This window comes from Phytohabitans houttuyneae, from assembly GCF_011764425.1.
Lineage (GTDB): Bacteria > Actinomycetota > Actinomycetes > Mycobacteriales > Micromonosporaceae > Phytohabitans > Phytohabitans houttuyneae.
This window is the reverse complement of the sequence record NZ_BLPF01000001.1, coordinates 4,514,207-4,540,435: the sequence shown is the minus strand read 5'-3', so window position 1 is coordinate 4,540,435 and position 26,229 is coordinate 4,514,207. Positions and strand designations below refer to the sequence as shown.

Here is a 26,229-nt window from a genome sequence, read left to right as displayed (position 1 = left end):
TTTACCTACGATGTGCGCTTGGGAGGTGACCCATCGTGGCCACGGTCCTCTTGCGACGGTCCGCTCGCCGGCCGGCGCCCGAGATGCCCACCGGCGAGCTGCGCGTGGCGCCGCCGCCGGAGATCCCGCAGGTGGTGGGCGCCCGCTGGCAGCAGCTCATGGTGGTGCTGCCGATGCTCGGCGGCGGTGTCGCCATGGCGATGCTGATGGGCCGGGGCGGCGGCCCGTTTGCGTACGTGGTGGGCGCGCTCTTCGGCGTCTCCTCACTCGCGATGCTCGCCTCGTGGGGCGGCGCGGGCGCGCCGAAGAAGGCGGAGATGCTCGCCGCCCGCCGTGACTACCTGCGGCACCTGGCCGGCCTGCGCCGCCGCGCCCGCGAGACGGTCGCCCGCCAGCGCGCCGGGCTGGCGTACCGCCATCCCGAGCCGGGCCAAGTCTGGTCCACAGTGGCCAGTCACCGGCTGTGGGAGCGGCGGGCCACCGACCCGGACTTCGCGGTGGTACGCGTCGGCGCCGGCCCGCAGGCGCTCGCGACTCCCCTCGTGCCGCCGGTCACGGGTACGCCCGGCGAGCTGGAGCCGATGACGGCGGGCGCGCTGCGGCGCTTCCTCGACGCGTACTCGGTGGTGCCCGACCTGCCGGTCGCGCTCTCGCTGCGCGGCTTCGCCCGCATCCATCTGCGCGGCGAGGCGTCCGCGCTGGCGCGCGCGATGGTGGTGCAGCTGTCCGTCTTCCACGCCCCCGACGACCTGCGGATCGCGGTCTGCGCCGGGCCGGAGCGGCGCGGCTCGTGGGAGTGGGTCAAGTGGCTGCCGCACGCCCAGCACCCGTCGCGCACCGACGCGCTCGGGCCGGTCCGGCTGGTGGCCGCCTCCGGCGCCGAGCTCGACCGGCTGCTGGGCGACGTGGTCGGCAGCCGGTCACGGTTTGCCGGCGGTCCCGCCCGCGACGGGCCGCACGTGGTGGTCGTGCTCGACGGCGCCGCCTGGAGCCAGGATGGCGGCATCGACGGAGTGTCCTTTCTGGACCTCGACGGCACGCCGCCGCGGCTGCTCGACCCGTCGACGCTGGTGCTCTCGGTGGGCGAGCGGGGAGTCCTGCTGGTCGATTCGGGCGACGGGCCGGCCGAGGTCGGGCGGGCCGACGGGCTCACCGCGATCGAGGCGGAGGCAGTTGCGCGGCGGCTCGCGCCCTGGCGCTTGGCGGCGCCCGCCGACGCCGAGGAGCCGCCGGTCACGGCCGAGCCCGCCCTGGCCGAGCTGCTGGGTCTCGGCGACCTCGACACCGCGCCGCCGCCCCGCGCCGCCCGCGACCGCCTGCGGGTGCCGATCGGCGTGACGCCGGCGGGCCGGCCGGTCGAGCTGGACCTGAAGGAGTCGGCGCAGGACGGCATGGGCCCGCACGGCCTGCTCGTCGGCGCCACCGGATCGGGCAAGTCGGAGCTACTGCGCACGCTCGTGCTGGGGCTGGCCGCGACGCACTCCTCAGAAGAGCTCAACTTCGTGCTGGTCGACTACAAGGGCGGCGCGACCTTCGCGGCGCTCGACCGGCTGCCGCACACCGCCGCCGTGATCACAAACCTCGCCGACGAGCTGCCGCTCGTCGACCGCATGACCGACGCGCTCAACGGCGAGATCGTCCGCCGCCAGGAGCTGCTGCGCCGGGCCGGAGCCTCCAGCATCCGCGAGTACGCGAAGGCGCGCACCCCGCTGCCTTACCTGCTGATCGTGTGCGACGAGTTCGCCGAGCTGCTCGCCGCTAAGCCCGACTTCATCGAGCTGTTCCTGCAGATCGGACGCCTGGGCCGCTCGCTGGGCGTGCACCTGCTGCTCGCCTCGCAGCGGCTGGAGGAGGGCCGGCTGCGGGGCCTCGACACGCACCTGTCGTACCGGATCGGTTTGCGCACTTTCTCCGCGCTGGAGTCGCGCTCGGTCCTGGGCGTGCCGGACGCGTACGAGCTGCCCCGCTCGCCCGGGCACGGCTTCCTGAAGGCGGGCACCGAGCAGCTGGTGCGGTTCAAGGCGGCGTACGTGTCGGGTCCCTTCCGCCGTCCCGGCGACCGGCTGCCGGTCCCGCGGGCAGGTCGGCCGCGGGTGCTGCCGTTCGGCACCCACTACGTGCCGGCGCCCAACCCGGCCACGCCGCCCGCCGAGGACGGGCCGAGCCTGCTGGACCTGCTGGTCGAGCGGCTCGGCGGGCAGGGGCCGCCGGCGCACCGGGTGTGGCTGCCGCCGTTGTCCCGCCCGCCGGCGCTCGACGAGCTGCTCGGCTCGGTCGCCAGCGATCCCGCCCGCGGCCTCACCGTCGTCAACCCCGACCTGCGCGGCGCGCTCCAGGTGCCGGTCGCCGTGATCGACAACCCGTTCGAGCAGCGCCGCGACGTGTTGTGGCTGACCCTCGACGGCGCCGCCGGCCACGTCGCGGTCGCCGGCGGACCGCAGAGCGGCAAGTCCACACTGCTCCGGACGCTGGTCTGCGGGCTGGCCCTCACCCACTCGCCCGCCGAGGCGCGCGTCTACTGCCTCGACTTCGGCGGCGGCTCCCTCGCCACGCTCCGCGACCTGCCACACGTGGGCGGGGTGGCCGGGCGGCTGGATGCCGAGGCGGTCCGCCGTACCGTCGGTGACGTCGCCGCCCTCCTCGCCGACCGGGAGGCGGGCGCGCCGGCCGACGGGCATGCCTTCCTCGTCGTCGATGGGTGGGCCACGCTCCGCGCCGACTACGAAGACCTCGAGCCGGTGGTCACCGCCATCGCCACCCGCGGCCTCTCCTATGGGGTACACGTGGTGGCCGCCGCCTCCCGCTGGCTCGACTTCCGCGCGCCGATCCGCGACCTCTTCGGCTCAAGGGTGGAGCTGCGGCTCGGCGACCCCACCGACTCGCTCGTGTCCCGCCGGGCCGCCCTGACGGTGCCGGAAAAGGTGCCGGGGCGCGGCATCACGGCCGATGGGCGCCACCTGCTCACCGCGCTCCCGGTGCTGTCCGCGCTCGACAGCGACCCGGCCGCGCTGGTCCGCGCCGTCGTGGCCGGGTGGAGCGGGCCGCCCGCGCCGCGGGTGCGGCTGCTGCCGCCGGTCCTGCCGTACACCGACCTCGACGTCGGGAGCGAGGGCGGGCTGCGGCTGCCGATCGGCATCGCCGAGGCGGACCTGCGGCCGGTCGATGTGGACTTCGGCAGCGACCCGCACCTGCTGCTCTTCGGTGACGCGGAGTGCGGCAAGTCGTCGTTCCTGCGCGCGCTGGCCGTCTCGATCACCCGCCGCTTCCGGCCGGAGGAAGCCCGCGTCATCCTCGTCGACTACCGGCGCAGCCTGCTCGGCGCTATCGACTCCGACCACCTGATCGGGTACGGGACGACGGCCGCCACCACCGCGCAGCTGGTCGACTCGGTCGACGGGTACATGCGGCGGCGCCTGCCCGGGCCAGATGTCACCCCGCAGCAGCTGCGCGACCGTTCGTGGTGGACGGGGCCGGAGCTGTTCGTGCTCGTCGACGACTACGACCTCGTCGCCGCCGCACCGGTCAACCCGCTGCTGCCACTCGTCGAGCATCTGGCGCAGGCGCGCGACGTCGGCCTGCACCTGATCCTGACCCGCCGCTCAGGGGGCGCGTCCCGTGCGCTCTACGAGCCGGTGATCCAGCGGCTGCGCGAGCTCGCGTCACCCGGACTGGTGATGTCGGGCGACCCGGACGAAGGTGCGCTGGTCGGCAACGTGCGCCCGGCTCCGCTGCCGCCCGGCCGGGCCCGCCTCGTGACCCGCAGGGAAGGCGTGCGGCTCGTGCAGCTCGCATACATACCGGGGATCCGGTGAATCACCCGAAGGCGTGCCATGATCTTTTCGGGGTGGACCCAGTGGACACATCGACGCGGTAACCTGCGTCGTACAGCTGCGCCCGGAAGAGGGACAGCGACCCGCCGGCGGCTGGCTCGTTGTCCACAACTGGAGGCCACACTGCCATGAGCCTGTCGCGCCATCAGCGAGCCGCCGCTCCGAAGTTTGCCGGGGCGGCGCTGGTGACTGTCATGGCGCTGGCCGGTGCTCCGGCTCCCCCGGCCACGCTCGCCGGTGCCGGTGGTGGCGCCCCCGCGGCCGTGGTCAAGCGCGACCAGGTCCGCGACGAGCAGTGGCAGCTCAGCGAGCTGCGGGCCACCCATGCGTGGCGGCACTCGACCGGCGACGGCGTGACCGTCGCGGTGGTCGACTCCGGTGTGGACGCTGGACACCCCGACCTTGCCGGCCAGGTGCTCCCCGGCATCGACCTCGTCACGCAGGGTCGCGACGGCCGCACCGATCCGGTCGGGCACGGCACCACGGTGGCCGGCCTCATCGCCGGGCGCAACGACGACGACACCGGCATCATGGGGCTCGCCCCGCACGCCAAGATCCTGCCGGTGCGGGTGCTTGACGCGGAAAACAGGTACGACGACGCGCTGATCGTGGCCAAGGGCGTCCGGTGGGCGGTCGACAACGGCGCCCGCGTGATCAACCTGTCGCTCGGCGGCAGCGGCACGAGCCCGGCGCTGGCGGCCGCGCTCGACTACGCGTTCGCCCGCGACGTGGTGGTGGTCGCCTGCACGGGCAACCACGCCACCGACCCCGCGCCCGTGGCGGGCCAGTCCCGGCCAGCCACCGAGGTTTGGTACCCGGCGCGCGAGCCCGGCGTGCTGGCGGTGACGGGCCTGGAGCGCGAGACGGAGGGCCTCTGGTCCGGCTCGATCACCGGGTCGGCCACGGTGCTCTCCGCGCCGGCGACCGGCCTGGTCGGCGCCCGGCCCGGCGGCACGTGGAAGGTGCAGGGCACGAGCTTCGCCGCCCCGCTCGTCAGCGCCACGGCGGCGCTCGTCCGGGCGAAGTGGCCCGAGATGTCCGCGGCCACGGTCGTCAACCGGCTGATCACTACCGCCAGCGACCTCGGCGCGGTGGGCCGCGACGACCGCTATGGGTACGGGCTGGTCGACCCGGTCGCCGCCCTGACCGTGGGCGTGTCCACCGTGGAGCGCAACCCCCTCGACACCAACGCACCGCACGGCGTGGCCGGCTTCGGCGCGGCCCCGGGCGTGGCGGTGACCGCCTCCGGCGCGCCGAGCGGCCACCAGCCAGTCGGCGGGCGCGCGCAGGGCATCCACACCGACTGGGGCACGCCGCCGGCGAGCGAGCCCGACCACTCCAAGCGCGGCTGGGCGATCGTCTTTGCCCTGCTGGTCACGCTGGTAGCCGCGGCCGCCGCGGTAACGGTCCGCCGCCGCACCCGCCGCTGACGGCCCACCGCCGCAGCCGCCGCAGTCCCGGCCCGCCCCCGCACCGCCGCTGAAACCCACCGCCGCAGTCCCGGCCCGCCCCCGCACCCGCAGCTGACGGCCCGCCGCGGGCCGGCCAGAGCTGGCCGACCGCGGAGGGTGAGGGCCGCGGGAGCAACGGTCCGGACCACGACGGACATCGCGGCAGCTCGAAACTGCTGGCTCCGGATCCGCGAAGGGTGCCTGGCCCTACGTGCAGTCGCCGGTTGTGGTGGCGCGGGTGCGGCTCTGCCCGGCGTTGGCGACCGGGGCGGCCTCCTGGGCCGTGACCGCGAAGCCGGTGTTTCGGTCGTCGGCCGCCGCCGCGAAGATGACGCCCAGCACCTGGCCGTTGGTCGCGACCAGCGGGCCGCCCGAGTTGCCGCTGCGCACGAGTGCCCGGATCGTGTAGATCTCCCGGGTCACGTCGCCGGAGTTGTAGATGTCCGGTCCGGTGATGTCGTCGACGTCGCGCACCCTGGCGGACTGGGCGTTGTACGGCCCGTCGAGCGGGAAGCCCAGCACGATGGCGTCCGCATTGGTCGGGGCCTTGCGGGGGGCGAACGGCATGACCGGCGCGTCGAGGCCGGGCACGTAAATGACGGCCAGGTCGCGGTCGGGGTCGTACACGGTCACCCGGCCGTCCAGCCGCTCGTCGCCGACCTCCACCGTGACCGACCTGGTGCCGGCGACCACGTGGGCGTTGGTCATGACGCGCTCCGCCGCATACACGAAGCCGGAGCCCTCGATGCGCCGCGAGCAGCTCGGCGCGGAGCCGAGCACCTTGACCACCGACTGCCGGGAGTTGACCACGACGCGGGAGTTGGCCAGCCGCGGGTCGGGTGCGGCCACCTCGCGGGCGCGGGTGGGTGCCAGGTTGCCGAAGACCTCGGGGAAGCCACGGGTGTCCACCGTGTTGCGCAGGGCGTCGGACAGCGCCTGGGCCTGCTGTGGCATCACGCGGTTGACGCCGTCGAGGAGCGCGCTGTTTCGCACCGAACTTGCCAGCCACGGCAGCGACGACGAGCCGAGCGGCACCGCCACGAGCCAGGCGACCACCAGCACCGCGAGCACCGAGACGAGCGCTCCGCCCGCGTCGTCCAGCCTGCGCCCCGTCTGGCTGGTGATGGCGTGCCGCAGGTGTGTGCCCACCCACCCGGCCAGCGCCTGCCCCAGCACCGCGAGCCCGAAGATGGCGATCAGTGACACGACGACGCGCACGGCGTCGTCCGCGAACTGCCGGGCCACCAGCGGGCCGAGCTGCAGACCGATCAGCGCCCCGCCGAAGAAGCCGGCGAAGGACAGTGCCCCAATGACGAAGCCCTGTCGGTATCCACTGATCGCGAACAACACCATAAGTAGGACAAGAGCGACATCGATGGCGGACACCCGTCAAGGGTACGGGGGCCGGCCACCGCCGAGCGCGACTCGCGGCGTCAGCCCACCTCGTCGCCCGCGGACGGGGTCGGCTGCGGCGCGGGCCTCGGAAGGTCGGCGACACGGTCCCGTGGCCACGGGCGGGCCCAGCCCCCCATGTCCAGCAACACCGACAGGACGCCGCCGGTGAAGCCCCACACGAGCATGCCCCGGACGCGGAACGCGGGCCCCACCCAGCCGCTGGGGTGCCGGATCATGAGCCGGTTGTCCGGGTCGACGAGCTCGGCCACCGGCAGCCGGGCCACCCGCGCCACCTCGGCCGGCTCGCGCGGGTGCACCTCGTGCGGAGCGTGCCACCAGGCCAGCACCGGGGTCACCACGAAGTCGCTGACCGGGATCCACAGGGGAGGCAGCTGGGCGAGCACCGTGACGCTCTCCGGGTGGAGGCCCACCTCCTCGTCCGCCTCGCGCAGCGCGGTTGCGGCGGCGTCGGCGTCCTCGGGGTCGCTCGCCCCGCCGGGAAAGGCCGGCTGGCCGGCGTGGTTGCGCATCGTCTCGGCCCGCTGGAGCATCAGCACGTCGGGCTCGCCACCCTGCTCTCCCAGGAGCACGAGCACGGCGCTGGCACGGCCGCCCTCCTCGGGGGTGGGCAGCCGCGTGAAGTCTTCGACCCGGGCCGTGCCGAGCCGGTCGAGCAGCGGCGCCAGCCAGGAGGGCGCCCCGTTTGCCCCACTCACGGCAGCGTCACCCCGAGGTGCCTCGCGGCCAGCGTCGCGAGGGTGGCGTCGTCGAGCGCGGTCGAGTTGTAGAGATGGCGCACCCGCCCGTCGCGGTCGACGAACAGGGTGGCCGGGAGCGCGGTCACGCCGAGCTTGGCGCGCAGCTGCTCGGACGGGTCGAAAAGGTTGGGGTACGTCACGCCGAGGTCCGCGGCCAGGCTGCTCGCCGCCGACCGGGAGTCGCGGGTGTCCACCCCCACGACCGTGACCTTGCCGGCGGCCCGCTCGGCGAAGCGCTGGAACGCGGGCAGCTCCTCGCGGCAGGGCCCGCACCACGAGCCCCACAGGTTGACGATGGCCGGGCCGCGGATCGCGCTCACCACCATGTCCTGCCCGCCGGTGAAGCACGGCAGCGCCACCTCGGGCAGCGGCCCGCCCTCGCCCGTCAGGGCGACCGGCGCGGCTGAGGGCGGGGGTGCGGTCAGCCCGGCGCAGTCGGCGAAAGGTGGCGAGGGCTCAGCCGCCGGCGCCGAGCCGTCGGACCCATCACATCCGGCAACGGCCAGCACGAGCACCGCGGCCGCCACCCGCAAAGATCGAATCACGGTGCGTCCGTGGCCACCATCGCATTGGCCGGGACCAGGTCAGGGTCGACGCCGGCGGCGACGGCGAGCTCGCGGGCGCGGGGGCCCTTGAGCAGCTTGGCCGCGGCCGCCGCCTCGGTGGGACCGGTGCCGAAGGACGGGCAGAGCTTGGCAAGCGTGCACGCTCCACAGGCCGGCTTGCGGGCGTGGCAGACCCGGCGGCCGTGGAAGATCACGCGGTGGGAGAGCATCGTCCAGTCGCGCTTGTCGAAGAGCGCGCCGATCGCGTGCTCGATCTTGACGGGGTCGCTCTCCTCGGTCCACTCCCACCGCCGCACGAGCCGCTGGAAGTGCGTGTCGACGGTGATGCCTGGGACGTCGAACGCGTTGCCGAGGATGACGTTTGCCGTCTTGCGCCCGATGCCGGGGAGCTTGACCAGCTCGTCGAGTGAGCCGGGGACCTCGCCACCGTGCCGCTCGACAAGCGCCTGTCCCAGCTTCATCAGCGAGTCGGTCTTGTTGCGGAAGAAGCCGGTCGGCTTGAGCAGCTCCTCAAGCTCGGCGCGGTCGGCCGCCGCATACTCCGCGGCGGTGGTGTAGCGGGCGAACAGCTTTGGCGTGACCTCGTTGACCCGCTGGTCGGTGGTCTGCGCGGAGAGGATCGTCGCCACGGCTAGCTGGAGGGGACCCTCGTGGTTGAGCTCGCAGTGTGCGTCGGGGTGGGTCTCCTCCAGGATCCGCCCCATCTTGCGCGCGCGGCGCTTGCGCGAAAGGTCACTCTCAGAACGGGCCACGCGCGAAGCCTACGCCGGACCACCGACAGCTCAGGCGGCCCCGGGCGCAGTGATCTTTCCGGTCGTGTCAAGGGTCGCACCGGTGGACGGGAAGTCCGATTTGCTGAGTCGCTTCACCGCGGCCGCGCCCCGGTGCTCGTCGTCGATGGCCGGCTTGCCACCGGAGTCGAGGTACGTCGAGATGAGCTGACCGCCGCCCCAGCCGCCGTCGGCCTCCAGCGAGACCTTGAGCACGCCGCCCAACCCCAGCACGCCGCTCTTGTTGAGCGTGCCGGCGCCACCGGCGAAGTTGCCCAGGCTGTACGCGATGAGACGGCCCTTGTAGAACTCCATCGCCCGCAGCACGTGCGGCCCGTGTCCCACGATCAGGTCGGCGCCCGCGTCGACCATCGCACGCCCGAACTTGATCGGATCGCCCCGGTTTTCGCCGAGGTAGATCTCGGTGCCCGGCTTTACGTGCGTCATGGCCGCGCCCTCGGCGCCCATGTGCACCTGCACGACCACGATGTCGGCCAGGCCGGCCGCCTTTTCCACCACCTCGGCGGCCGCTTCGACGTCGACAAGCGGGTTGGACCACGGGTACGAGGAGAAGCCGGCCACGGCCACCCGCACACCCTCGACGTCCATCACGGTGATCTGGTCGGGCGCGCCGGTGTGCTTCAGCCCCACGTCCTCCAGCGCCCGCTGCGTGTTGCGGTAGCCCGCCGGCCCGTAGTCGTGCCCGTGGTTGTTGGCCTGGTTGAGCAGCTCGAACCCGGCGTCCTTCAGGTGCCCGGCGTATGACGGCGGCACCCGGTACTGGAAGCAGTTTTTCGACGTCGGGCCGCACTTGCCGGTGCCGGTGTCGTCGGTGATCGGCTCCTCGAGGTTGCCCATCACGAGGTCGGCCTTGAGCGCCTCGCGCACCGCCGTGAAGAAGCCCTCCCCGCCGTTCGGCGGGAGCCGGCCGGGCGCGTTGCCCATGATGATGTCGCCGGTCGCCGACATGGAGATGGTGCGCGGGGCGGGCTCGCCGGAGGGCGGCGCGGCCGCCCGGCCCGAGGGCTCGGCGAGCGCGCTGTCGCGCCACTGCGGGGCGGCCGGCGACTCGCGGGTGGCGGCGAGGGCGAGCACACCGCCGCCGAGCAGCATGACCGCGACCGCGAGCACGACGGCGGCCGGCCGCAGGGCACTGCTTCGCCGCTGCTGGCCGGGACCGGTGGACTGCTGTCGAGGGGGCATCGCCCCGCGACCTTACCTTCCCCGCGCCACCCCGGACGACCTACAGAAGCCGGTCTGACCAGGGCATTCCGGACCCCTGACCGGTGCCGCCTCCCTTTCGCACGGCCGCGTGCACCGCCCGCGCGAGCGGCGCGCCCCACTCCGAGCGCGGGCCGCCGTACGCCGCCTCGGGTCCATCGGCCACGCACAGGATCGAGATGGTGTCGGTCGAGGTACCCGTGGCGGGGAGGCCGAGGTCCCACAGCGCCTGCGCCTTCGCCTCGGTGGCCGTGGCGGCGGCGTTGACCAGTGCGGCGACAGAGAGGCGGACGGGCACGCGCACGACGATGTTGACCGTGCCGGGCGCGGCCGGCGCGTCGGCGGGCGGGGCGGCCGCCCAGATCGGGTCGCCGAGCCCGACCGTGGCCCACGCACGGACCCCGCCATCCTCGGCGGACACGACCTCGGCGACGTCGACGCCCGTGAGCAGGCCGATGCCCGGCCCGTCGAGCCCTTCGCGCGCGGCGAGCTCGGTCAGGTGGACGTCCGGGTCGTCGCGGCGGTACGACATCGGCACGGTCGCGTTGACGACCCAGTGGCGGACGCCGATCCCGCCGCCCAGCGCGGCGGACGAGATGGCCAGCAGCGGCTCGGCCAGCCGCCACACCAGCAGGGGTATCTCCAGCCCGTCCTCGTGGCGGGCGGTCAGCGTCGGCTCCGGGGACATCCATCGCACTCTACGGCTCGCCGATCAACATTCCGGGGGTGCACGCCCGGTCCCCGCCCTGGTGCGCCTAGACTTACTGCGCGCGTAACACGCCGGCGAGTGCGCCGGCGAGTGGAGATATGCGCAGGCGGAGGTGCGGCGATGGATGAGGTGTTGGCCCGCAGCGGGATCTTCCAGGGCGTCGACCCGGAGGCGGCGGAAGCACTCGCCAAGGAGATGGAGACGATCGAGACCCGCAAGGGTGAGGTCGTGTTCAACGAGGGCGAGCCCGGCGACAGCCTCTACATCGTGCTGTCCGGCAAGATCAAGCTCGGCCGGCGCGCGGCCGACGGCCGGCAAAACCTCATCTCGGTCATGGGCCCGTCCGACATGCTCGGCGAGCTGTCGCTCTTCGACCCGGGTCCGCGCACGGCCACGGCGACCGCGGTCACCGACACGCGCCTGGCCCGGCTGCGCAAGCAGGCCCTGCGTCCCTGGCTCAACAACCGGCCGGAGATCGCCGAGCAGCTGCTGCGCGTGCTGGCGCGGCGCCTGCGCCGGACCAACGACGCGCTGGCCGACCTGATCTTCACCGACGTGCCCGGCCGGGTGGCGAAAAACCTGCTCCAGATGGCCGGCCGCTTCGGCACCCGCGACGGCGGCGTGCTGCGGGTGACCCACGACCTGACCCAGGAAGAGCTGGCCCAGCTTGTCGGCGCCTCCCGCGAGACGGTCAACAAGGCACTCGCCGACTTCGCCTCCCGCGGCTGGCTGCGGCTCGACGGCAAGAGCGTGATCATCCTCGACCCGGAGCGCCTGGCCCGTCGCGCCCGCGTGTAGCGAAACCTTGAGCGATCCCACGCTCAAGGTTGAACAGCTCCAAAACAAGCAGGCTTGACTGTTTGTTTGCCGGAGGGCACGCTGTGGGGGTGCCGGTACGCATGCCGCAGCAGGAGCGCAGTCGCGCCACCCAGGCCCGCCTTCTCGAAGCGACCGTCGACTGCCTCGTCGAGCGCGGCTGGTCGGGCACGACCACCACTGTCGTCGCCTCGATGGCGGGCGTGTCGCGCGGCGCGCAGCTGCACCACTACCCGACCAAGGCATCGCTCGTCATGGCCGCCGTCGAGCACCTCGCCGAGCGCCGCGCCGAGGAGATCCGCAACGAGGCTGCCTCCCTGCCACCGGGCCCGCAGCGGCTCGACGGGGTGGTCGACATGCTGGCGGCGGCGTTCACCGGGCCGCTCTATGTGGCCGCGCTGGAGGTGTGGATCGCCGCCCGCACCGACGCTGAGCTGCGCGCGGCACTTGTCCCGCTGGAGGCGCGGGTCGGCCGGGAGATGCACCGGCTGACCGTCGAGCTGCTCGGTGCCGACGAGCGCACCCCGGGCGTGCGCGAGGCCGTGCAGGCCACCCTCGACCTGCTCCGCGGGCTCGGCGTGGCAAACCTGCTCTCCGACGACACCGCGCGGCGCGCGGCGCTGCTCGCCGCCTGGAAGCGGCAGTTGGCCACCCTTCTGTGACGCGGAGGCACGCATGTCCATCCTCGCCGGACTCCTGAGCGACCTCGAAGCCGAGTCGGCCGACCTCGACGCCAGGGTCGGCTCGCTGCCGGCGGCGCACTGGGCGCGGCTGACCCCGGCGGAAGGCTGGACGATCGCGCATCAGATCGCGCACCTCGCCTGGACCGACCACATGGCGACGCTGGCCGCCACGGATCGCGACGCCTTTTACGCCGGGCTCAACACCGCGTTCGAGGATCCGGAGCACTTCGTGGACCGGGGGACCGAAAGCTTCCTGGCCCCGCCGCCCGAGCTGCTCGAGCGGTGGCGGACCGGGCGTGCCGCCCTCGCCTCGGCGCTCGCCGCCGCACCGCCGAGCGCCAAGCTCCCGTGGTACGGGACGTCGATGTCGCGCGCCTCGATGGCCACCGCGCGGATCATGGAGACCTGGGCCCACGGCCAGGACGTGGCGGACACCCTCGGCCACCGCCGCGCCCCTACCGACCGGCTTCGGCACATCGCCCACCTCGGCTTCCGTACCCTCGGGCACAGCTTCCTCGTCAACGGCCGCGACCTGCCCACGGCGCCGGTCCGGGTGGAGCTGGTGGGGCCTTCCGGCCTCTGGGAGTACGGGCCGGACGAGGCGACCGACCGCGTCGTCGGGCCGGCGCTCGACTTCTGCCTGCTGGTCACGCAGCGGCGGCACCGTGCCGACCTGGCGCTGGTGGCGACAGGGTCGGTGGCCGACGAGTGGCTGGACATCGCGCAGGCCTTCGCCGGGCCGCCCGGTGCCGGCCGCGAGCCCACCGGCGCCCGGTCATGATCCGCATCGGCAACGCCTCCGGCTTCTACGGCGACCGCGCGGCCGCCTGGCGGGAGATGCTCGAAGACGGCCCGCTCGACGTGCTCACCGGCGACTACCTGGCCGAGCTGACCATGCTGATCCTCGCCCGTGACCGCCTCAAGGACCCGTCGCTGGGCTACGCCCGCACGTTCCTGCGGCAGATGGAGGAGTGCCTCGGCCTGGCCGCCGACCGCGGCGTCCGCATCGTGACCAACGCCGGCGGACTCAACCCGGCCGGACTGGCCGCCGCGCTCCAGTCGCTCGCCGCCCGGCTCGGCCTCTCCACCACCATCGGGTACGTCGAGGGCGACGCGCTCGACCAGCAGAGCCCGGGCGCGCTCGCCGCCAACGCCTACCTCGGCGCCTTCGGCATCGCCTCCTGCCTCACCGCGGGCGCCGACGTCGTGGTCACCGGCCGGGTCACCGACGCCTCGCTGGTGGTGGGGCCGGCAATCGCCCACTTCGGCTGGAGCCGCGACGACCTCGACGCGCTGGCCGGCGCGACGGTGGCCGGCCACGTGCTGGAGTGCGGGGCGCAGGCGACCGGCGGCAACTTCAGCTTCTTCACCGAGCTGCCCGACGGCGGGCGGCGCCCCGGCTTTCCGATCGCCGAGGTGAACGCCGACGGCTCGTCGGTGATCACAAAGCACCCCGGCACGGGTGGCGCGGTCACTGTGGAGACGGTGACGGCACAGCTGCTTTACGAGATCGCCGCGCCCGCCTATCCCGGCCCGGACGTGGTGACCCACCTCGACACCGTGCGGCTGGCTCAGGAGGGACAGGACCGGGTGCGGGTCACCGGCACTCGCGGCACGCCCCCACCACCTACCCTCAAGGTCGGCGTCGCCGGCATCGACGGCCACCGCAACGCGATGACGTTCGTCCTGACCGGCCTCGACCTCGACGCCAAGGCCGCCCTGGTCCGTGCCCAGCTGGAGGGTGCGGTCGGCAAGGAGGGTCTCACGTTCACCCAGCTGGGGACGGATGACGGCGCCCTCCTGCAGGTGGCGATCCACGACCCGGACCCGAAGCGCGCCGGCCGCGCCTTCTCCGCCGCCGCGGTGGAGCTCGCCCTGGCGTCCTACCCCGGCTGCACGCTGACCACGCCACCGGCGGACGCCACCCCCAGCCCGCTCTTCACCACGGCCTCGATCCCCCAGCCGGCGCACTGGGCCATCCACCCCGACGGCACCCGCGCCGAGATTCCCCCACCCACACACACCTCCCCGTTGATCAGGGACTTCGTGGATGGACACGCCGTGGGACACGCCCACCAACTCCCTGATCAACTGCGAGGGCGGGTTGCGCGGGTTGGGGCTCGTTCGGGGGACAAGGGGCTGGACGCGAATGTCGGGGTGTGGGTGCGGTCGGATGAGGATTACGCCGCGCTTGTCTCGTGGCTTTCCGCTGAACGGTTGGCGTTGCTGCTGCCTGAGGTCGCGGATTACCTGGTCGAGCGGTACGAAATGCCCAACCTGTGGGCGCTCAATTTCGTGATCCGCGGGGTGCTCGGCCGGCGGGATTGGCTTGATCCACAAGGGAAAGCGCTGGGAGAGCGGTTGCGCGCGCGGATACGAGAGGCGCCGTGAAAGCTATCCGTGTCGCGTCGGGTGAGCCGCTCGTTACGGGAGTGGCGATGGCGACGGACTGCGGTTCCGAAGCCGGCCGCCGCGCCGCAGACCCGCGACGCGACGGCTGGCGCCCCGTGGACATTGCCGTCGCGGCGTGCGGCCGGGCAGGCACGACCGGGATCAGTTGTGAGATCGCGAAGCAGATGGGGGTCTGAGCCATGGCCGTCCTGGACACCGCCATCGACCCGCGCAACCCGTCGTACCTGGAAAACCGCAGCGCCATGCTGGAGCGGCTCGCGGAGCTGGATGCGGCGTTGGAGGCGGCGCGGGGCGGCGGTGGCGAGAAGTACGTGACCCGCCACCATGCGCGTGGCAAGCTGCTCCCCCGCGAGCGGATCGAGCTGCTGCTCGACCAGGACGCGCCATTCCTGGAGCTGTCGCCGGTGGCCGCGTGGGGCACCGACTTTCCGACCGGCGCGAGCGTGGTGACCGGCATCGGCGTGGTCGAGGGCGTCGAGTGCGTGATCATCGCGAACGACCCGACGGTACGCGGCGGCGCGGTCAACCCGTACACGCTGAAGAAGACCCGCCGGGCCGGTGAGATCGCGCTGGCCAACCGCCTCCCGATGATCAATCTGGTCGAGTCGGGCGGTGCCGACCTGCCCAGCCAGGCGGAGATCTTCATACCGGGCGGCCAGGTCTTCCGCGATCTGACCCGGCTCTCCGCCGCGCGCATACCCACGCTGAGCGTGGTCTTCGGCAACGCGACCGCCGGCGGTGCGTACGTGCCGGGCATGTCCGACTACACGATCATGGTGCGCAACCAGGCCAAGGTCTTCCTCGCCGGCCCGCCGCTGGTCCGCATGGCCACCGGCGAGATCACCGATGACGAGTCGCTGGGCGGCGCGGCGATGCACGCGACCCGTTCCGGCCTCGCCGACTTCGTGGCCGAGGACGAGCGCGACGGCATCCGCCTGGCCCGCCAGTGTGTCCGGCGGCTGAACTGGCGCAAGGCCGGACCCGCCCCGCGGATCGCTACGCCGCCGAAACACGACGTCGACGACCTCCTCGCGGTGGCCAGCGCCGACCTCAAGGTGCCCTTCGACCCGCGCGAGGTGCTCGCCCGGGTGCTCGACGGCAGCGAGTTCGACGAGTTCAAGCCGGCGTACGGCACGGCGCTCGTCACCGGTTGGGGTGACCTGCACGGCTACCCCGTCGGCGTACTCGCCAACGCGCGCGGCGTGCTCTTCTCCGACGAGGCGCAGAAGGCGGCGCAGTTCATCCAGCTCGCCAACGCCTCCGACACTCCGCTGCTGTTCCTGCAGAACACGACCGGCTACATGGTCGGTACGGAGTACGAGCAGCGCGGCATCATCAAGCACGGCGCCCTGATGATCAACGCGGTCGCCAACTCGACCGTCCCGCACGTGACCGTCAACCTCGGCGCCTCGTACGGCGCCGGCAACTACGGCATGTGCGGCCGGGCGTACGAGCCGCGCTTCCTCTTCAGCTGGCCGAACGCCAAGTCCGCCGTGATGGGCCCGGCGCAGCTCGCCGGCGTGCTGTCGATCGTGGCGCGGCAGGCGGCCGAGGCGAAGGGACAGCCGTACGACGAGGACTCCGACAAGGCCATGCGCATGATGGCCGAGCGGCAGATCGAGTCGGAGTCGGCCGCGCTGTTCCTCTCCGGCCGGCTGTACGACGACGGCGTGATCGACCCGCGCGACACCCGGACCGTGCTGGGGCTCAGCCTCTCCGCGATCCACAGTGGACCGATCAAGGGCGCCGAAGGCTTCGGCGTCTTCCGGATGTGAGGTGCCCGTGATTCGACGACTGTTGGTCGCCAACCGCGGCGAGATCGCGCGGCGCATCTTCGCGACCTGCCGGCTGATCGGCATCGAGACGGTCGCCGTCTACTCCGACGGTGACGCCGACTCGCCGCACGTGGCCGAGGCGGACTACGCCGTGCACCTGCCGGGCAACGCGCCCACGGCCACGTACCTGCGCGGCGATCTGCTCGTGGCGGCGGCGCGCAAGACCGGCGCGGACGCGGTACACCCGGGCTATGGGTTTCTCGCGGAGAACGCGGAGTTCGCGGCGGCCGTGGCCGACGCGGGCCTAACCTGGGTCGGCCCGCCAGCCAAGGTCATCAAGGTGATGGGCTCGAAGATCGAGGCCAAGACGTTGCTCGCCGACGCCGGCGTCCCGATGCTCCCCACCTACCTCGACCCCGACCAGGTCACCGAGTTTCCGGTGCTGGTCAAGGCGTCCGCGGGCGGCGGCGGCCGGGGCATGCGGATCGTGCGCGACGCCGAGTCGCTGGGCGACGCGGTCGCGTCGGCGCGGCGGGAGGCGGCCAGCGCGTTCGGCGACGGGACCGTCTTCCTGGAGCGGTACGTGGACCGCTCACGCCACGTCGAGGTGCAGATCTTCGCGGACACGCACGGCAACATCATCCCGTTCGGCGAGCGGGAGTGCTCGATCCAGCGGCGGCACCAGAAGATCATCGAGGAGACGCCGTCGCCGGCCGTCACGCCCGCGATGCGCGAGGAGCTGTGCGCCGCCGCCGTGTCGGCCGCCCGCGCGGTGGGGTACGTGGGGGCCGGCACCGTCGAGTTCCTGCTCGCGCCGACCGGCGAGTTCTACTTCCTGGAGATGAACACCCGCCTCCAGGTGGAGCACGCGGTCACCGAGTGCGTCTCCGGCTTCGACCTGGTGCAGCTCCAGCTGCTCGTCGCCGAGGGCCTGCCGCTGCCGATGGGCGGCGCGGCGCCGATCCGGGGCCACGCGATCGAGGTACGGCTCTGCGCCGAAGACCCCGCCTACGCCTGGCTTCCCTCCACGGGCACCCTGCACCGCCTGCGCGTGCCGGAGGTGGCGGCCGAGTTCCGCCCGCTGGTGCAGCCGGGGCTGCGGCTCGACTCCGGGGTACGGGACGGCTCGGTGGTCGGCGTCCACTACGACTCGATGCTGGCCAAGCTGATCGCCTGGGCGCCCACGCGCCACGAGGCGGCCCGGCTGCTCGCGTCGGCCCTCACCCGCTCCCGCATCCACGGCGTGGTGACAAACCGCGACCTGCTGGTACGCGTGCTGCGCCACCCCACGTTCCAGTCGGGTGACATCGACACCGGCTTCCTCGACCGGCACCAGGAGGTCTTCGCGCCGCTGCTGTCCTCTGTGGACGCGGTACGGGTCTCCTGCCTCGCCGCCGCGCTCGCCGAGTCCGCCGCGCGCCGCGCCTCGGCCGCCGTGCTGCGCTCGCTCCCGTCCGGGTGGCGCAACGTGCCGTCCGGCTCGCAGACCGCGGTGTACGACGGACCGGCCGGGCCGGTCGAGGTCGGCTACCGCCTGGACCGGACCGGTGAGCTGGCGAACTGGTGGGTGCGCGCGGTCGACCCCGAAGAACTCGACCTCGCCGGCCTCGGCCACCCGCCGGTCACCGACGACCACCCGCCGGTCGCGCTGGTGTCGGCCACGCCGGACCGCGTGATCCTCGACGTCAACGGCATCCGCCTCTCACTCGACGTGGACCGGGTGGGCAACGTCTCCTATGTAGACAGCGCCGAGGGCTCGGTCGCCCTCACCGAGTTGCCCCGCTTCCCTTTGCCGGAGCCCGAGCTGGCCGAGGGCTCGCTGGTCGCCCCGCTGCCCGGCGCGGTAAGCCGCGTACTGGTCACGCCCGGCCAGCGCGTGGGGGCGGGCGAGCTGCTGATGACGCTCGAAGCGATGAAACTGGAACACCCCGTACACGCTCCGGCGGCCGGCGTTGTCGCGTCGGTGCCGGTGAGTGCGGGCGCACAGGTCGACACCGGAGCGGTGCTGGCGGTCCTCACCCCGGAGTAGGTGTCATGTTCGAACTCACCCCTCAACAATCCGATCTCCGCGACGCGGTCGCGGCCCTCGGCCGCCGCTACGGCCACGAGTACTTCGTGGCCAAGGCCAAGTCCGGCGGTCATACCACCGAGCTGTGGTCGGAGGCGGGCAAGCTCGGCTATCTGGGCGTCAACGTCCCCGAGGAGTACGGCGGCGGGGGCGGCGGCATCACCGAGCTGGCCATCGTCTGCGAGGAGCTGGCCGCGGCCGGCTGCCCGCTGCTGCTGCTCGTGGTCTCGCCGGCCATCGCGGCCACGGTGGTCGCCAAGCACGGCACGCCCGACCAGCGGTCCGCCTACCTGCCCGGCTTCGCGGACGGGTCACTCAAGGTGGCCTTCGCGATCACCGAGCCGGAGGCCGGCTCCAACGCCCACCGCCTCGCCACGACCGCCCGCCGCGACGGCGACGACTGGCTGATCTCCGGCCGCAAGTGCTTCATCTCGGGGGTCGACGAGGCCGCGTACGTGCTGGTGGTGGCCCGCGTCTCGGCCGGCGACCGGCTGCAGCCCGCGCTCTTCCTTGTGCCGGTCGACGCGCCGGGGCTCACCTCGTCCAAACTGGACATGGAGATCGTGTCGCCGGAAAACCAGTGGCTGCTCTACCTGGACGACGTCCGCGTGCCGGCCGGCGCCCTGATCGGCGGCGTCGAGGCCGGCCTGCCCGCCCTCTTCTCCGGCCTCAACCCGGAGCGCATCACCGTGGCGGCGATGGCCGCCGGCACCGCGCGGTACGCCCTCAGCCGCGCGTCTTCCTACACCGCCACGCGCCAGGTGTGGGGCCGCCCGATCGGCGCCCACCAGGGCGTGGCCCACCCGCTCGCGCACGCGGCGGTCCAGGTGGAGCTCGCCCGCCTCATGATCGCCAAGGCGGCCGCGCTCTACGACGCCGGCCGCGACGTGGAGGCCGGGGTGGCGGCCAACATGGCCAAGTACGCGGCCGCCGACGCCGCGGCACTCGCGGTGGACACGGCCATCCAGGTCCACGGCGGCAACGGCATGACGACGGAGTACGGCGTGGCCACGCTGCTGGGCGCCGTACGCGCCGGCCGGATAGCTCCGGTCAGCCGCGAGATGATCCTGAACTTCGTCGCCCAGCACGTCCTCGCCCAGCCCAAGTCGTACTGACTACGCGCAGGCGGTGCCGTTGACCTCGCAAGACAGGGGCGTCGTCACCGCGCTCGAGCGGTCGAACTGGAAGCGGAGCGCGACCGACGACCTGCCACCCACCGGGGCGCTGCCGGTGAAGGCGAACACCTCACCCTCCTGCTTGAGGGTCGCCTGCGGCGCGCTCTCCACCCAGAAGGTGCGCATCGGGCCGATCGTCGACGGGAAGCGCAGCCGTACCGTCCACGTACGAGCGGTGGTGGTCGAGTTGGTCACCAGCACCTCGCCGATGAAGCCGCCGTCGAAGGTCTGCAAGGTGCGGTAGCGCCCGGTCAGCTCGGGGGCCGGAGGTCGCCGGGCCGGAGACTCGGCCGCCCGGGAGCGGGACGGGGAAGGCGTCGGGCGCCGCGGTGAGGCGAGCGTCGCCTCGATCGTCGGTGAGGCGTTTGTGGCCCCGATCGTCGGCGAAGGGCTCGCGTCCGGCACGCTCGGTCCGGCCAGAAACGGGGGCGTCGCGGCCGGGGCCGGCGGCAGCGCCCGCTCCTCCCGGTCCGGACGCAGGCTGACGAGCGCGAAGACCAGCAGGCCGACGAGGATCACCACACCGGCGACCGTGGGCAGCCAAGGCAGCATCTCGAACGCGCGCCGGCGCGGCAGTCGAACCATCAACGGTCCCCGCTCACCGCGCCAGCGTCGGGCCCTGCAGGGCGTCGCGGCCCTTGCCGGCCAGGCAGCGGAAGGTGCGGTCACCGTCGGGTCGCAGCACCTCGAACTGCCAGCCCTGCGTGGACAGCAGCAGCGTCGTGCGCATGAACGTGCCCTCGGTGCAGAGCGCCTCGACCGCCGGCTCGTCCGCAACGCCGGCCGGGTCGGCTCCGGCGGGCAGGTCGCCGACCGCGTACGCCTCCCAGGTGTGCCGGCCGTTGCAGTCGACGCGCTCCGCCCGGATCCCCGGGCCGCCGGCGTCCGCCGCGCCGTAGCACTCGAGCTCAGCGGGGCAGCGGCCGCCTTCGAGGGGCAGCATGCAGCCGGGCAGCGCCCCGAGGACGAACGACGGGAGCGGAGCGGCGGTCGTCGAGATGATCGCGGTGGGGCTCGGCGTGGGGTCCGGGCGGTTGGCCATGTACCAAGCGCTGGTGCCCACGACCAGGAGCAGGGCGAATGCGGCGACACCGCCGAGGATCCAGCCCATGTTGCGGCGGCGGCCGGTGCCGACCGTCGGGGTGTTGTCGTGTGCCGGCACGAAACCGGGCGCGCGCAGGGGGTTGGGCGGCCGACCGCCGGCACCCGGCCCGGACGGGGCGCCGCTGCTGGGCGGGAAGCCGATGCCGGGCGAGACGGGGTACGCGGGGCTGGCCGACGAGGGGCCGGGCGATGCCGGAGCCGGCGGGGCGGGCGAGGTGGGCACCGGCGGGGCGTACGAGCGGGACACGTACACGCCGCGGGGTGTCGACGGGGGCGGCGGCTCGCTCAGCGACACCCCGGTCAGCATGTCGCGCAGCTGCTCGGCCGACGGGCGGGACTCCGGCTCGTTTGCCATGCCGCGCCGCAGCACCTCCATCAGCGCGGCGGGCACGCCTGGCAGGTCGGGAATGGGCTGGTTGAACAGCTCCATCAGCGTGATCAGGCTCGGGTTGCGATCTTCCCGCCAGCGGGGTGGCTTGCCGCGCATCACCGCGTAGAGGGTGGCGCAGAGCGCGTACACGTCGACGGAGGGCGAGGGCGCGCTGTGCCGGAACATCTCCGGCGGCGCGTACGCCGGGGTGAGGACCTCGAGCGTGACCGAGGAGTCGCGCGCCTCGGCGAGGATGGCGAGGCCGAAGTCGGCCAGCGCGGGCTCGCCGAAGCGGGAGAAGAGGATGTTGGCCGGCTTGACGTCGCGGTGCAGCACGCCGAGCTGGTGCGCGTCGGCCAGCGCATCGGCGATCTTGATGCCGACCTCGCGGGCCTCGGCCGGCGCCAGCGGCGCGTCGCGCATGCGGTCGGCGTACGACCCGTCGCACAGCTCCATGATCAGGTACGGATGCTGGTCGGCCGTCACGCCCGCGTCGAAGAGGTCGACGACGTGCGGGTGCGACGACATGCGACCGGCCGCCCGTGCCTCGCGCAGGAAGCGCCGCTGGTCGCGCTCGTTGTCGAGCGTGCGGTTTTCCACCTTGACGGCGACCTCGCGTGCGACCGACTCCTGGATCGCGCGATAGACGGTGGCGTACCCGCCGCGGGCAAGTACTGACAATCCGGACAGCCCTGGCACCACCGGCAACGGCAGCGAGCTCGGGGCCGTTTCGGTCACGGGTTAGAAGGTACCGAAGACACTCGGCCTAGCCGTTCCCGCACCGCGTCTGCGCCCGCTCGCTCGGCCACCCGCTGTGTCCCGTACGCGTGACGCACGGCCTCGTCGGCGGTGGCGAGCGCCTCTTCTCGCAGGCCACCGGCCGCGAGCGACTCCGCGAGCACCTCGCCGGCGACCACGCAGCTGCGCACGTCCTCGGCCGGCACAGCCACGGCGCGCCGGGCCCAGTCGAGCGCCTGGATCTGCTGGCCCTCCGCGAGCAGCGCCGCCGCGTACACCGCGAGGGCCTGCCGCCGCGGGAAGAGCAGCCCCGGACCCTTGGCCGCGGTGGCGATCGGCGCGAGCAGCCCGATGGCCGTGGTCGCGTCGCCCTCGGCCAGCCGGGCGCGGGCCAGCAGCACCCGCGGGCCGACCTGTGCCGGCGCGAGCGGGTTGTTGGGCTCCACCTTGGTCATCACCGACTGCGCATCCCGCGCGGCACCCTCGATGTCGCCGCTGTCCAGCGCCACGAACCCGCGCGTGGTGCCGGCCATGCCGGTCAGCAGCGGGTGCCCGGTGCGCTCCGCATACCCCAGGGCGTCGGTCAGCAGGTCGGTCGCGTGCGCGAACTCGCCGAGCCCCCGCGCGATCGCCCCGCGCACCACCAGCGCGAAGCCGCGCCCCCAGTCGTCGGCGACCATGTCGAAGTCGCGGTAGGCCCGGCGCGCGCCGCGATCCGCCTCGGTCAGGTCGCCGAGCTCCGCCGCGGCGAAAGCTTCGACCGCGCGCAGCGTGCCCACCGCCCACGCCTCGCCGACCCGCTCGCCGAACGGCAGGAAGACCCGGGCCAGGCGCCGCGCCTCGTTGAGCCGGCCGGCCAGCAGCCGGGCGAACGCCGTCGTGCCGCGCAGCCACGCCCGCCCGGTGGGGTCACCCAGCTCGGCGAAGAGGCGCGCGGCCCGCCCCAGCACCGCGTCGGTGCCGGCGAAGTCGCCCCGCGTCGTGGTCACCCAGGCCAGATCCTGCAGCGACCAGGCCTGCCCGAGCCGGTCACCGGCGGCGAGATCCACTTGGTACGCCCCGGCGAAGCGGCTGCTCGCCTGCCCCAGCCGGCCCCGCAGGTAGTCGGCCATGCCCAGCCGCCGCATCGCCTCGGCGCGCGGCCCGGGCAGGCCCGCGTCGGTGGCCACCTGCATGGCCTCCTGCCACGCCTGGAGCGCGCGGTCCGGCTCGCCGAGCACCCGGTGGGCCCGGCCGATGACCAGGAGGGCGCCGGACCGCAGGGCCGCGTCGTCGTCGGCGTTGGCGGAGAGCTTCTCCGCGTACGCCAGGGCGTCGCCGGCCCGGCCGGTCTGCAGCAGCGCGCGGGCCAGCACCAGGCGGTCGGCGCTGGGCAGCCCGTCGCCGGCGAGCTTGACGGCCCGCTCCGCGTACTCGGCGGCCAGCGTCGGCTCGCCCATCGCGAGCGCCCGGCGGGCGGCCCGGCCGAGCGCGGCGACGCCCAGCGGCACCACCGTGCGGGCCACGGCGTCCGGCCGGAGGCTGACCGCGTCGGCGAGGAGCGCGGCGCGCTCGACGTGGCCGGCGATGAACGCGTCACGGTCGGCCGGCGTCATCCCGCCGAAGCCGCCGACCCTGGCGACCCGGCCGGCCTGCACCGCGGCGGGCGCCGGCGCGGCCCACTGTGCCAGCGCGGCGTGCCGCTCGGCGAGGTCGGCCTTGCCGACGCCCGCATACGCCGCCTCGCGCATCAGCGGTGTCGGGAACGCGAACCCGTCCCGGGTGCGCCGCAGCATGCGCCGCTGCAGCAGCTCCTCCACGGCCCGCTCCAGCTCGACGGCGGCGACCGCGGTCGGGCGACCGTCGCGCCCGGACCGCCGCTCGCGCAACGCCTCGAGCGTGCCCTCCGGCACGTTGTCGCCGATCACCGCGGCGTCCCGAAGCACGGCGCGCGCGTCGGCGGGCAGCGCGTCGATACGTGCGGCGAGCACCGCGGCGAGGTCGCGGGAGAGCAGCCGGCTGCCGAGCGAACCCGGCGCCAGCCGCCAGGTGCCGCTCGCGCCGGCCACCGGCGTGAGGGCACCCCGCTCCATGAGCAGCGTGACGAGCTCGGCCAGGTAGAACGGGTTGCCCTGCGCGGTGGAGAGCAGCCGGTCGGTGTCGGCCTGTGGCAGCCGGCCGCCGCGCAGGTACGAGGTGAGCAGCCGGGCGGCGTCGGCGCCGCGCAACGGCGGCAGCGGGTGCACCTCGGCGTCGGCGACGCGGGTCAGCGCGCCGGCCGTGCGGACCAGCTCGGGGCGGCCGAGCAGCAGCACCAGCACGGGACCGGTGAGGTGCGAGAGCGTCACGCCCAGCGCCTCGACGGTCTCCGGGGTGGCGTCGTGCAGGTCGTCGACGATGACCAGCAGCGGCACCTCGCCGGCCAGGCCGCTGAGCAGCTGGCCCACCGCTATGGGTGTGGCCTCGACATCGGGCGCGGCGGTGTCTGGCGTCCACTCCGCCACTCCGGCCGGCACGCCGTGCGCGGTGGGCGTCTCGCCGTACCCCATCAGGGCGAGCAGCAGCTCGACGGCGACTGGCGGCGGGTCGGACCGAAACCGCCCGAGGCGCTGGCCGAGCCTCTTGAGCCGCTCCTCGGCGACCGTGCGGGTGACCGCGGTGGCCGAGTCGCGGGGCAGGCCGATCGCGGTGCGCACCATGTCGGCCAGCGGGGCCAGCCGGCGGCGCTCACCGAATGCCGCGCAGCGCACGGCGAGCACGCGCGCGCCGGTCGTCGACGTGTACCGCCCGCCGCTCACGTCATATCCGGCGGCGAGCCGCTCCACTTCGGACGCGAACCGGCTCTTGCCGATGCCGGCCTCGGCGGTCAGGACGAGCACGCGGGGCTCGGCGCTCTCGATCACCTCGGCCAGGCGGCCGGCCACGCGTCCCAGCTCCGCCTCGCGCCCCACGAACGGCGCCTCGTCGCCCACACCCGAGCGGGTGCCCGGTGCGTCGTGGAGGCCCAGCAGCTCGTACGCCTCGACCGGCTCGCGCTTGCCCTTGAGCCGCAGCGGCCGCAGCTCCCGCCACGACGCCACGTGCCGGGTCGCCGCCGCGGTGCGCGCGCCGGCGTAGACCGCGCCCACCGCGGCCGCGTCGGCCAGGCGGGCGGCGGTGTTGACCGTGTCGCCGATGACCGTGTACTCGATCGCTGCCTGGATGCCGGCGACCACCTCGCCGGTGTTGAGCCCGACCCGCAGGCCGAGCGGTGCGCCGCCGCCGCGCTCGTCGTCGAGCACCCGGCGCACCGCGCGCTGCATGCTCAACGCTGCCCGGACCGCCCGCTCGGCGTCGTCTTCGTGTGCGACGGGGGCGCCGAAGACCGCCATGATCCCGTCGCCGGTGAGCTTGTCGACGTGCCCGCCGAAGGTCTTGACCGCACCCGCGAGTGAAGCCAGCACGCGGTCGGTGACAGCGCCGACCCGCTCGGGGTCGAGGTCTTCCGACCAGGAGGTGAAGTCGGACAAGTCGCCGAAAAGGACCGTGACCACTCGCCGCTCAGCGGCCGGCAGGGAGGCAGCAGCCGGCAGCGCCGCGCCACAGTTGTGGCAGAAACGCGCGCCAGGCACCGCAACGGTGCCGCACACCGGGCATGTCACGGTGAGTCCAACCACACCGACCCGGAAGTCGATTCCCCGCCGTCGCGCCGGAGGTACGCGAGTTGGGCGCGCACAGACCATTCGGCGGCGGGCCACAGCGACGGGTCCACATCCGCATAGACCTTCGCCACGACCTCTTGCGCGCTCCGCGCGCCCTCTGATATTGCCTGTCTGACCTGGTCAAGGCGGGCGCGGCGGTGCGCCAGATAGAAGCGCGCGGCGGCGCCGCAGTCGGCCAGGGCCGGTCCGTGGCCGGGCAGGGCCGGCACCGCGTCGTATCCGGCGAGCACCTCGAGGCTCGCCAGATATTCACCCAGGTCGCCGTCGGGCCAGGCCACGATCGTGGTGCCGCGGCCGAGGATCGTGTCTCCGGTGAAGATCACCCGCTCGCCACTCACCTCGACGAGGAAGCAGATCGAGTCGCCGGTGTGCCCGGGGTCGGCACCCGCGTGATCGCCAGCCCGCCGGTGTCCTCGCCCGCGCCCGTGAGCTCGACGAACCGCGCCAGCCCCTCGACGTGGTCGGGGTGGCCGTGGGTGACCAGCACCGCACCGACCGGGCCGGTCTCGGCGACCGCGCGCAGGTGCCCCTCGTCGAGCGGCCCCGGGTCGATCACCACGGAACGCTCGGCGCCGGGGGCGCGCAGCACCCAGGTATTGGTGCCGTCGAGGGTCATCGGCCCCGGATTGGGGGCGCGCACGAGCGTGACCCAGTCCGGCAACCTGTCGGCAAGCGCTGCCGCGGGCGCGGTGACATGCCCCACCATGC

19 protein-coding genes and 1 pseudogene are annotated in these 26,229 nt (G+C 73.8%); 9 read left to right on the top strand and 11 right to left on the bottom strand.

Annotated features, from left to right (window positions below; genetic code table 11):
• Nucleotides 1-35: 35 nt before the first annotated feature.
• Complete coding sequence (gene eccCa / locus Phou_RS20965) at nt 36-3,812, top strand: type VII secretion protein EccCa (RefSeq protein WP_173057577.1); 3,777 nt, start codon at nt 36-38, stop codon at nt 3,810-3,812.
• A 146-nt stretch (nt 3,813-3,958) separates the two neighbouring features.
• The gene (gene mycP / locus Phou_RS20960; RefSeq protein WP_173057576.1) at nt 3,959-5,260 is read left to right on the top strand and encodes a type VII secretion-associated serine protease mycosin; all 1,302 of its coding nucleotides are present in this window, start codon (nt 3,959-3,961) and stop codon (nt 5,258-5,260) included.
• 228 nt (nt 5,261-5,488) lie between these two features.
• Here the strand turns inward: mycP and Phou_RS20955 are convergent, their stop codons facing one another.
• From Phou_RS20955 to Phou_RS20930, 6 genes are all read right to left on the bottom strand, one after another.
• Nucleotides 5,489-6,667, bottom strand: a complete 1,179-nt coding sequence (locus Phou_RS20955; protein ID WP_173057574.1) for a MarP family serine protease — start codon at nt 6,665-6,667, stop codon at nt 5,489-5,491.
• Nucleotides 6,668-6,714: 47 nt separating this feature from the next.
• On the bottom strand, nt 6,715-7,392 hold the full coding sequence (locus tag Phou_RS20950) for an NUDIX hydrolase (protein ID WP_173057572.1): 678 nt from the start codon (nt 7,390-7,392) through the stop codon (nt 6,715-6,717).
• Complete coding sequence (locus tag Phou_RS20945) at nt 7,389-7,976, bottom strand: TlpA family protein disulfide reductase (RefSeq protein ID WP_173058700.1); 588 nt, start codon at nt 7,974-7,976, stop codon at nt 7,389-7,391. Before Phou_RS20945 ends, Phou_RS20950 begins: the two co-directional genes overlap by 4 nt.
• Nucleotides 7,976-8,752 carry an endonuclease III gene (gene nth / locus Phou_RS20940; protein ID WP_281365044.1) on the bottom strand — a complete coding sequence of 259 codons (777 nt, stop codon included), beginning with the start codon at nt 8,750-8,752 and terminating at the stop codon, nt 7,976-7,978. Before nth ends, Phou_RS20945 begins: the two co-directional genes overlap by 1 nt.
• Before the next feature lie 30 nt (nt 8,753-8,782).
• Complete coding sequence (locus Phou_RS20935; RefSeq protein ID WP_173058693.1) at nt 8,783-9,883, bottom strand: CapA family protein; 1,101 nt, start codon at nt 9,881-9,883, stop codon at nt 8,783-8,785.
• Between the two features lie 130 nt (nt 9,884-10,013).
• The gene (locus Phou_RS20930; RefSeq protein ID WP_173057570.1) at nt 10,014-10,679 is read right to left on the bottom strand and encodes an adenosylcobinamide amidohydrolase; all 666 of its coding nucleotides are present in this window, start codon (nt 10,677-10,679) and stop codon (nt 10,014-10,016) included.
• A gap of 141 nt (nt 10,680-10,820) precedes the next feature.
• Between Phou_RS20930 and Phou_RS20925 the strand changes: the two genes are divergently transcribed.
• From Phou_RS20925 to Phou_RS20895, 7 genes are all read left to right on the top strand, one after another.
• Entirely contained in the window at nt 10,821-11,498 is a 678-nt protein-coding gene (locus Phou_RS20925) for a Crp/Fnr family transcriptional regulator (RefSeq protein ID WP_173057568.1), read from the top strand.
• 101 nt (nt 11,499-11,599) lie between these two features.
• On the top strand, nt 11,600-12,178 hold the full coding sequence (locus Phou_RS20920) for a TetR/AcrR family transcriptional regulator (protein WP_173058690.1): 579 nt from the start codon (nt 11,600-11,602) through the stop codon (nt 12,176-12,178).
• Between the two features lie 13 nt (nt 12,179-12,191).
• The gene (locus Phou_RS20915; RefSeq protein WP_173057566.1) at nt 12,192-12,980 is read left to right on the top strand and encodes a TIGR03084 family metal-binding protein; all 789 of its coding nucleotides are present in this window, start codon (nt 12,192-12,194) and stop codon (nt 12,978-12,980) included.
• A complete protein-coding gene (locus tag Phou_RS20910) occupies nt 12,977-14,590 on the top strand; it encodes an acyclic terpene utilization AtuA family protein (RefSeq protein WP_173057564.1) in 1,614 nt (537 codons plus the stop codon). Before Phou_RS20915 ends, Phou_RS20910 begins: the two co-directional genes overlap by 4 nt.
• A 200-nt stretch (nt 14,591-14,790) precedes the next feature.
• The gene (locus Phou_RS20905) at nt 14,791-16,386 is read left to right on the top strand and encodes an acyl-CoA carboxylase subunit beta (RefSeq protein WP_173057562.1); all 1,596 of its coding nucleotides are present in this window, start codon (nt 14,791-14,793) and stop codon (nt 16,384-16,386) included.
• Nucleotides 16,387-16,393: 7 nt separating this feature from the next.
• The gene (locus Phou_RS20900) at nt 16,394-18,415 is read left to right on the top strand and encodes an ATP-binding protein (protein WP_173057560.1); all 2,022 of its coding nucleotides are present in this window, start codon (nt 16,394-16,396) and stop codon (nt 18,413-18,415) included.
• Nucleotides 18,416-18,420: 5 nt separating this feature from the next.
• Nucleotides 18,421-19,569, top strand: coding sequence for an acyl-CoA dehydrogenase family protein (locus Phou_RS20895; RefSeq protein ID WP_173057558.1), 1,149 nt, complete (start codon nt 18,421-18,423; stop codon nt 19,567-19,569).
• Here Phou_RS20895 and Phou_RS20890 read toward each other — a convergent pair whose 3' ends face one another.
• From Phou_RS20890 to Phou_RS55565, 5 genes and pseudogenes are all read right to left on the bottom strand, one after another.
• The gene (locus Phou_RS20890; protein ID WP_173057556.1) at nt 19,570-20,214 is read right to left on the bottom strand and encodes a cellulose binding domain-containing protein; all 645 of its coding nucleotides are present in this window, start codon (nt 20,212-20,214) and stop codon (nt 19,570-19,572) included.
• A 13-nt stretch (nt 20,215-20,227) separates the two neighbouring features.
• Nucleotides 20,228-21,841, bottom strand: a complete 1,614-nt coding sequence (locus Phou_RS20885; protein ID WP_173057554.1) for a serine/threonine-protein kinase — start codon at nt 21,839-21,841, stop codon at nt 20,228-20,230.
• Nucleotides 21,838-25,461, bottom strand: coding sequence for an adenylate/guanylate cyclase domain-containing protein (locus Phou_RS20880; RefSeq protein ID WP_173057552.1), 3,624 nt, complete (start codon nt 25,459-25,461; stop codon nt 21,838-21,840). The genes Phou_RS20885 and Phou_RS20880 overlap by 4 nt, the downstream gene beginning before the upstream one ends.
• Nucleotides 25,458-25,571 carry a hypothetical protein gene (locus tag Phou_RS55570; protein ID WP_371872190.1) on the bottom strand — a complete coding sequence of 38 codons (114 nt, stop codon included), beginning with the start codon at nt 25,569-25,571 and terminating at the stop codon, nt 25,458-25,460. Before Phou_RS55570 ends, Phou_RS20880 begins: the two co-directional genes overlap by 4 nt.
• 198 nt (nt 25,572-25,769) lie before the next feature.
• Nucleotides 25,770-26,137, bottom strand: a pseudogene (locus Phou_RS55565) (MBL fold metallo-hydrolase); the annotation flags it as partial.
• Nucleotides 26,138-26,229 lie beyond the last annotated feature (92 nt).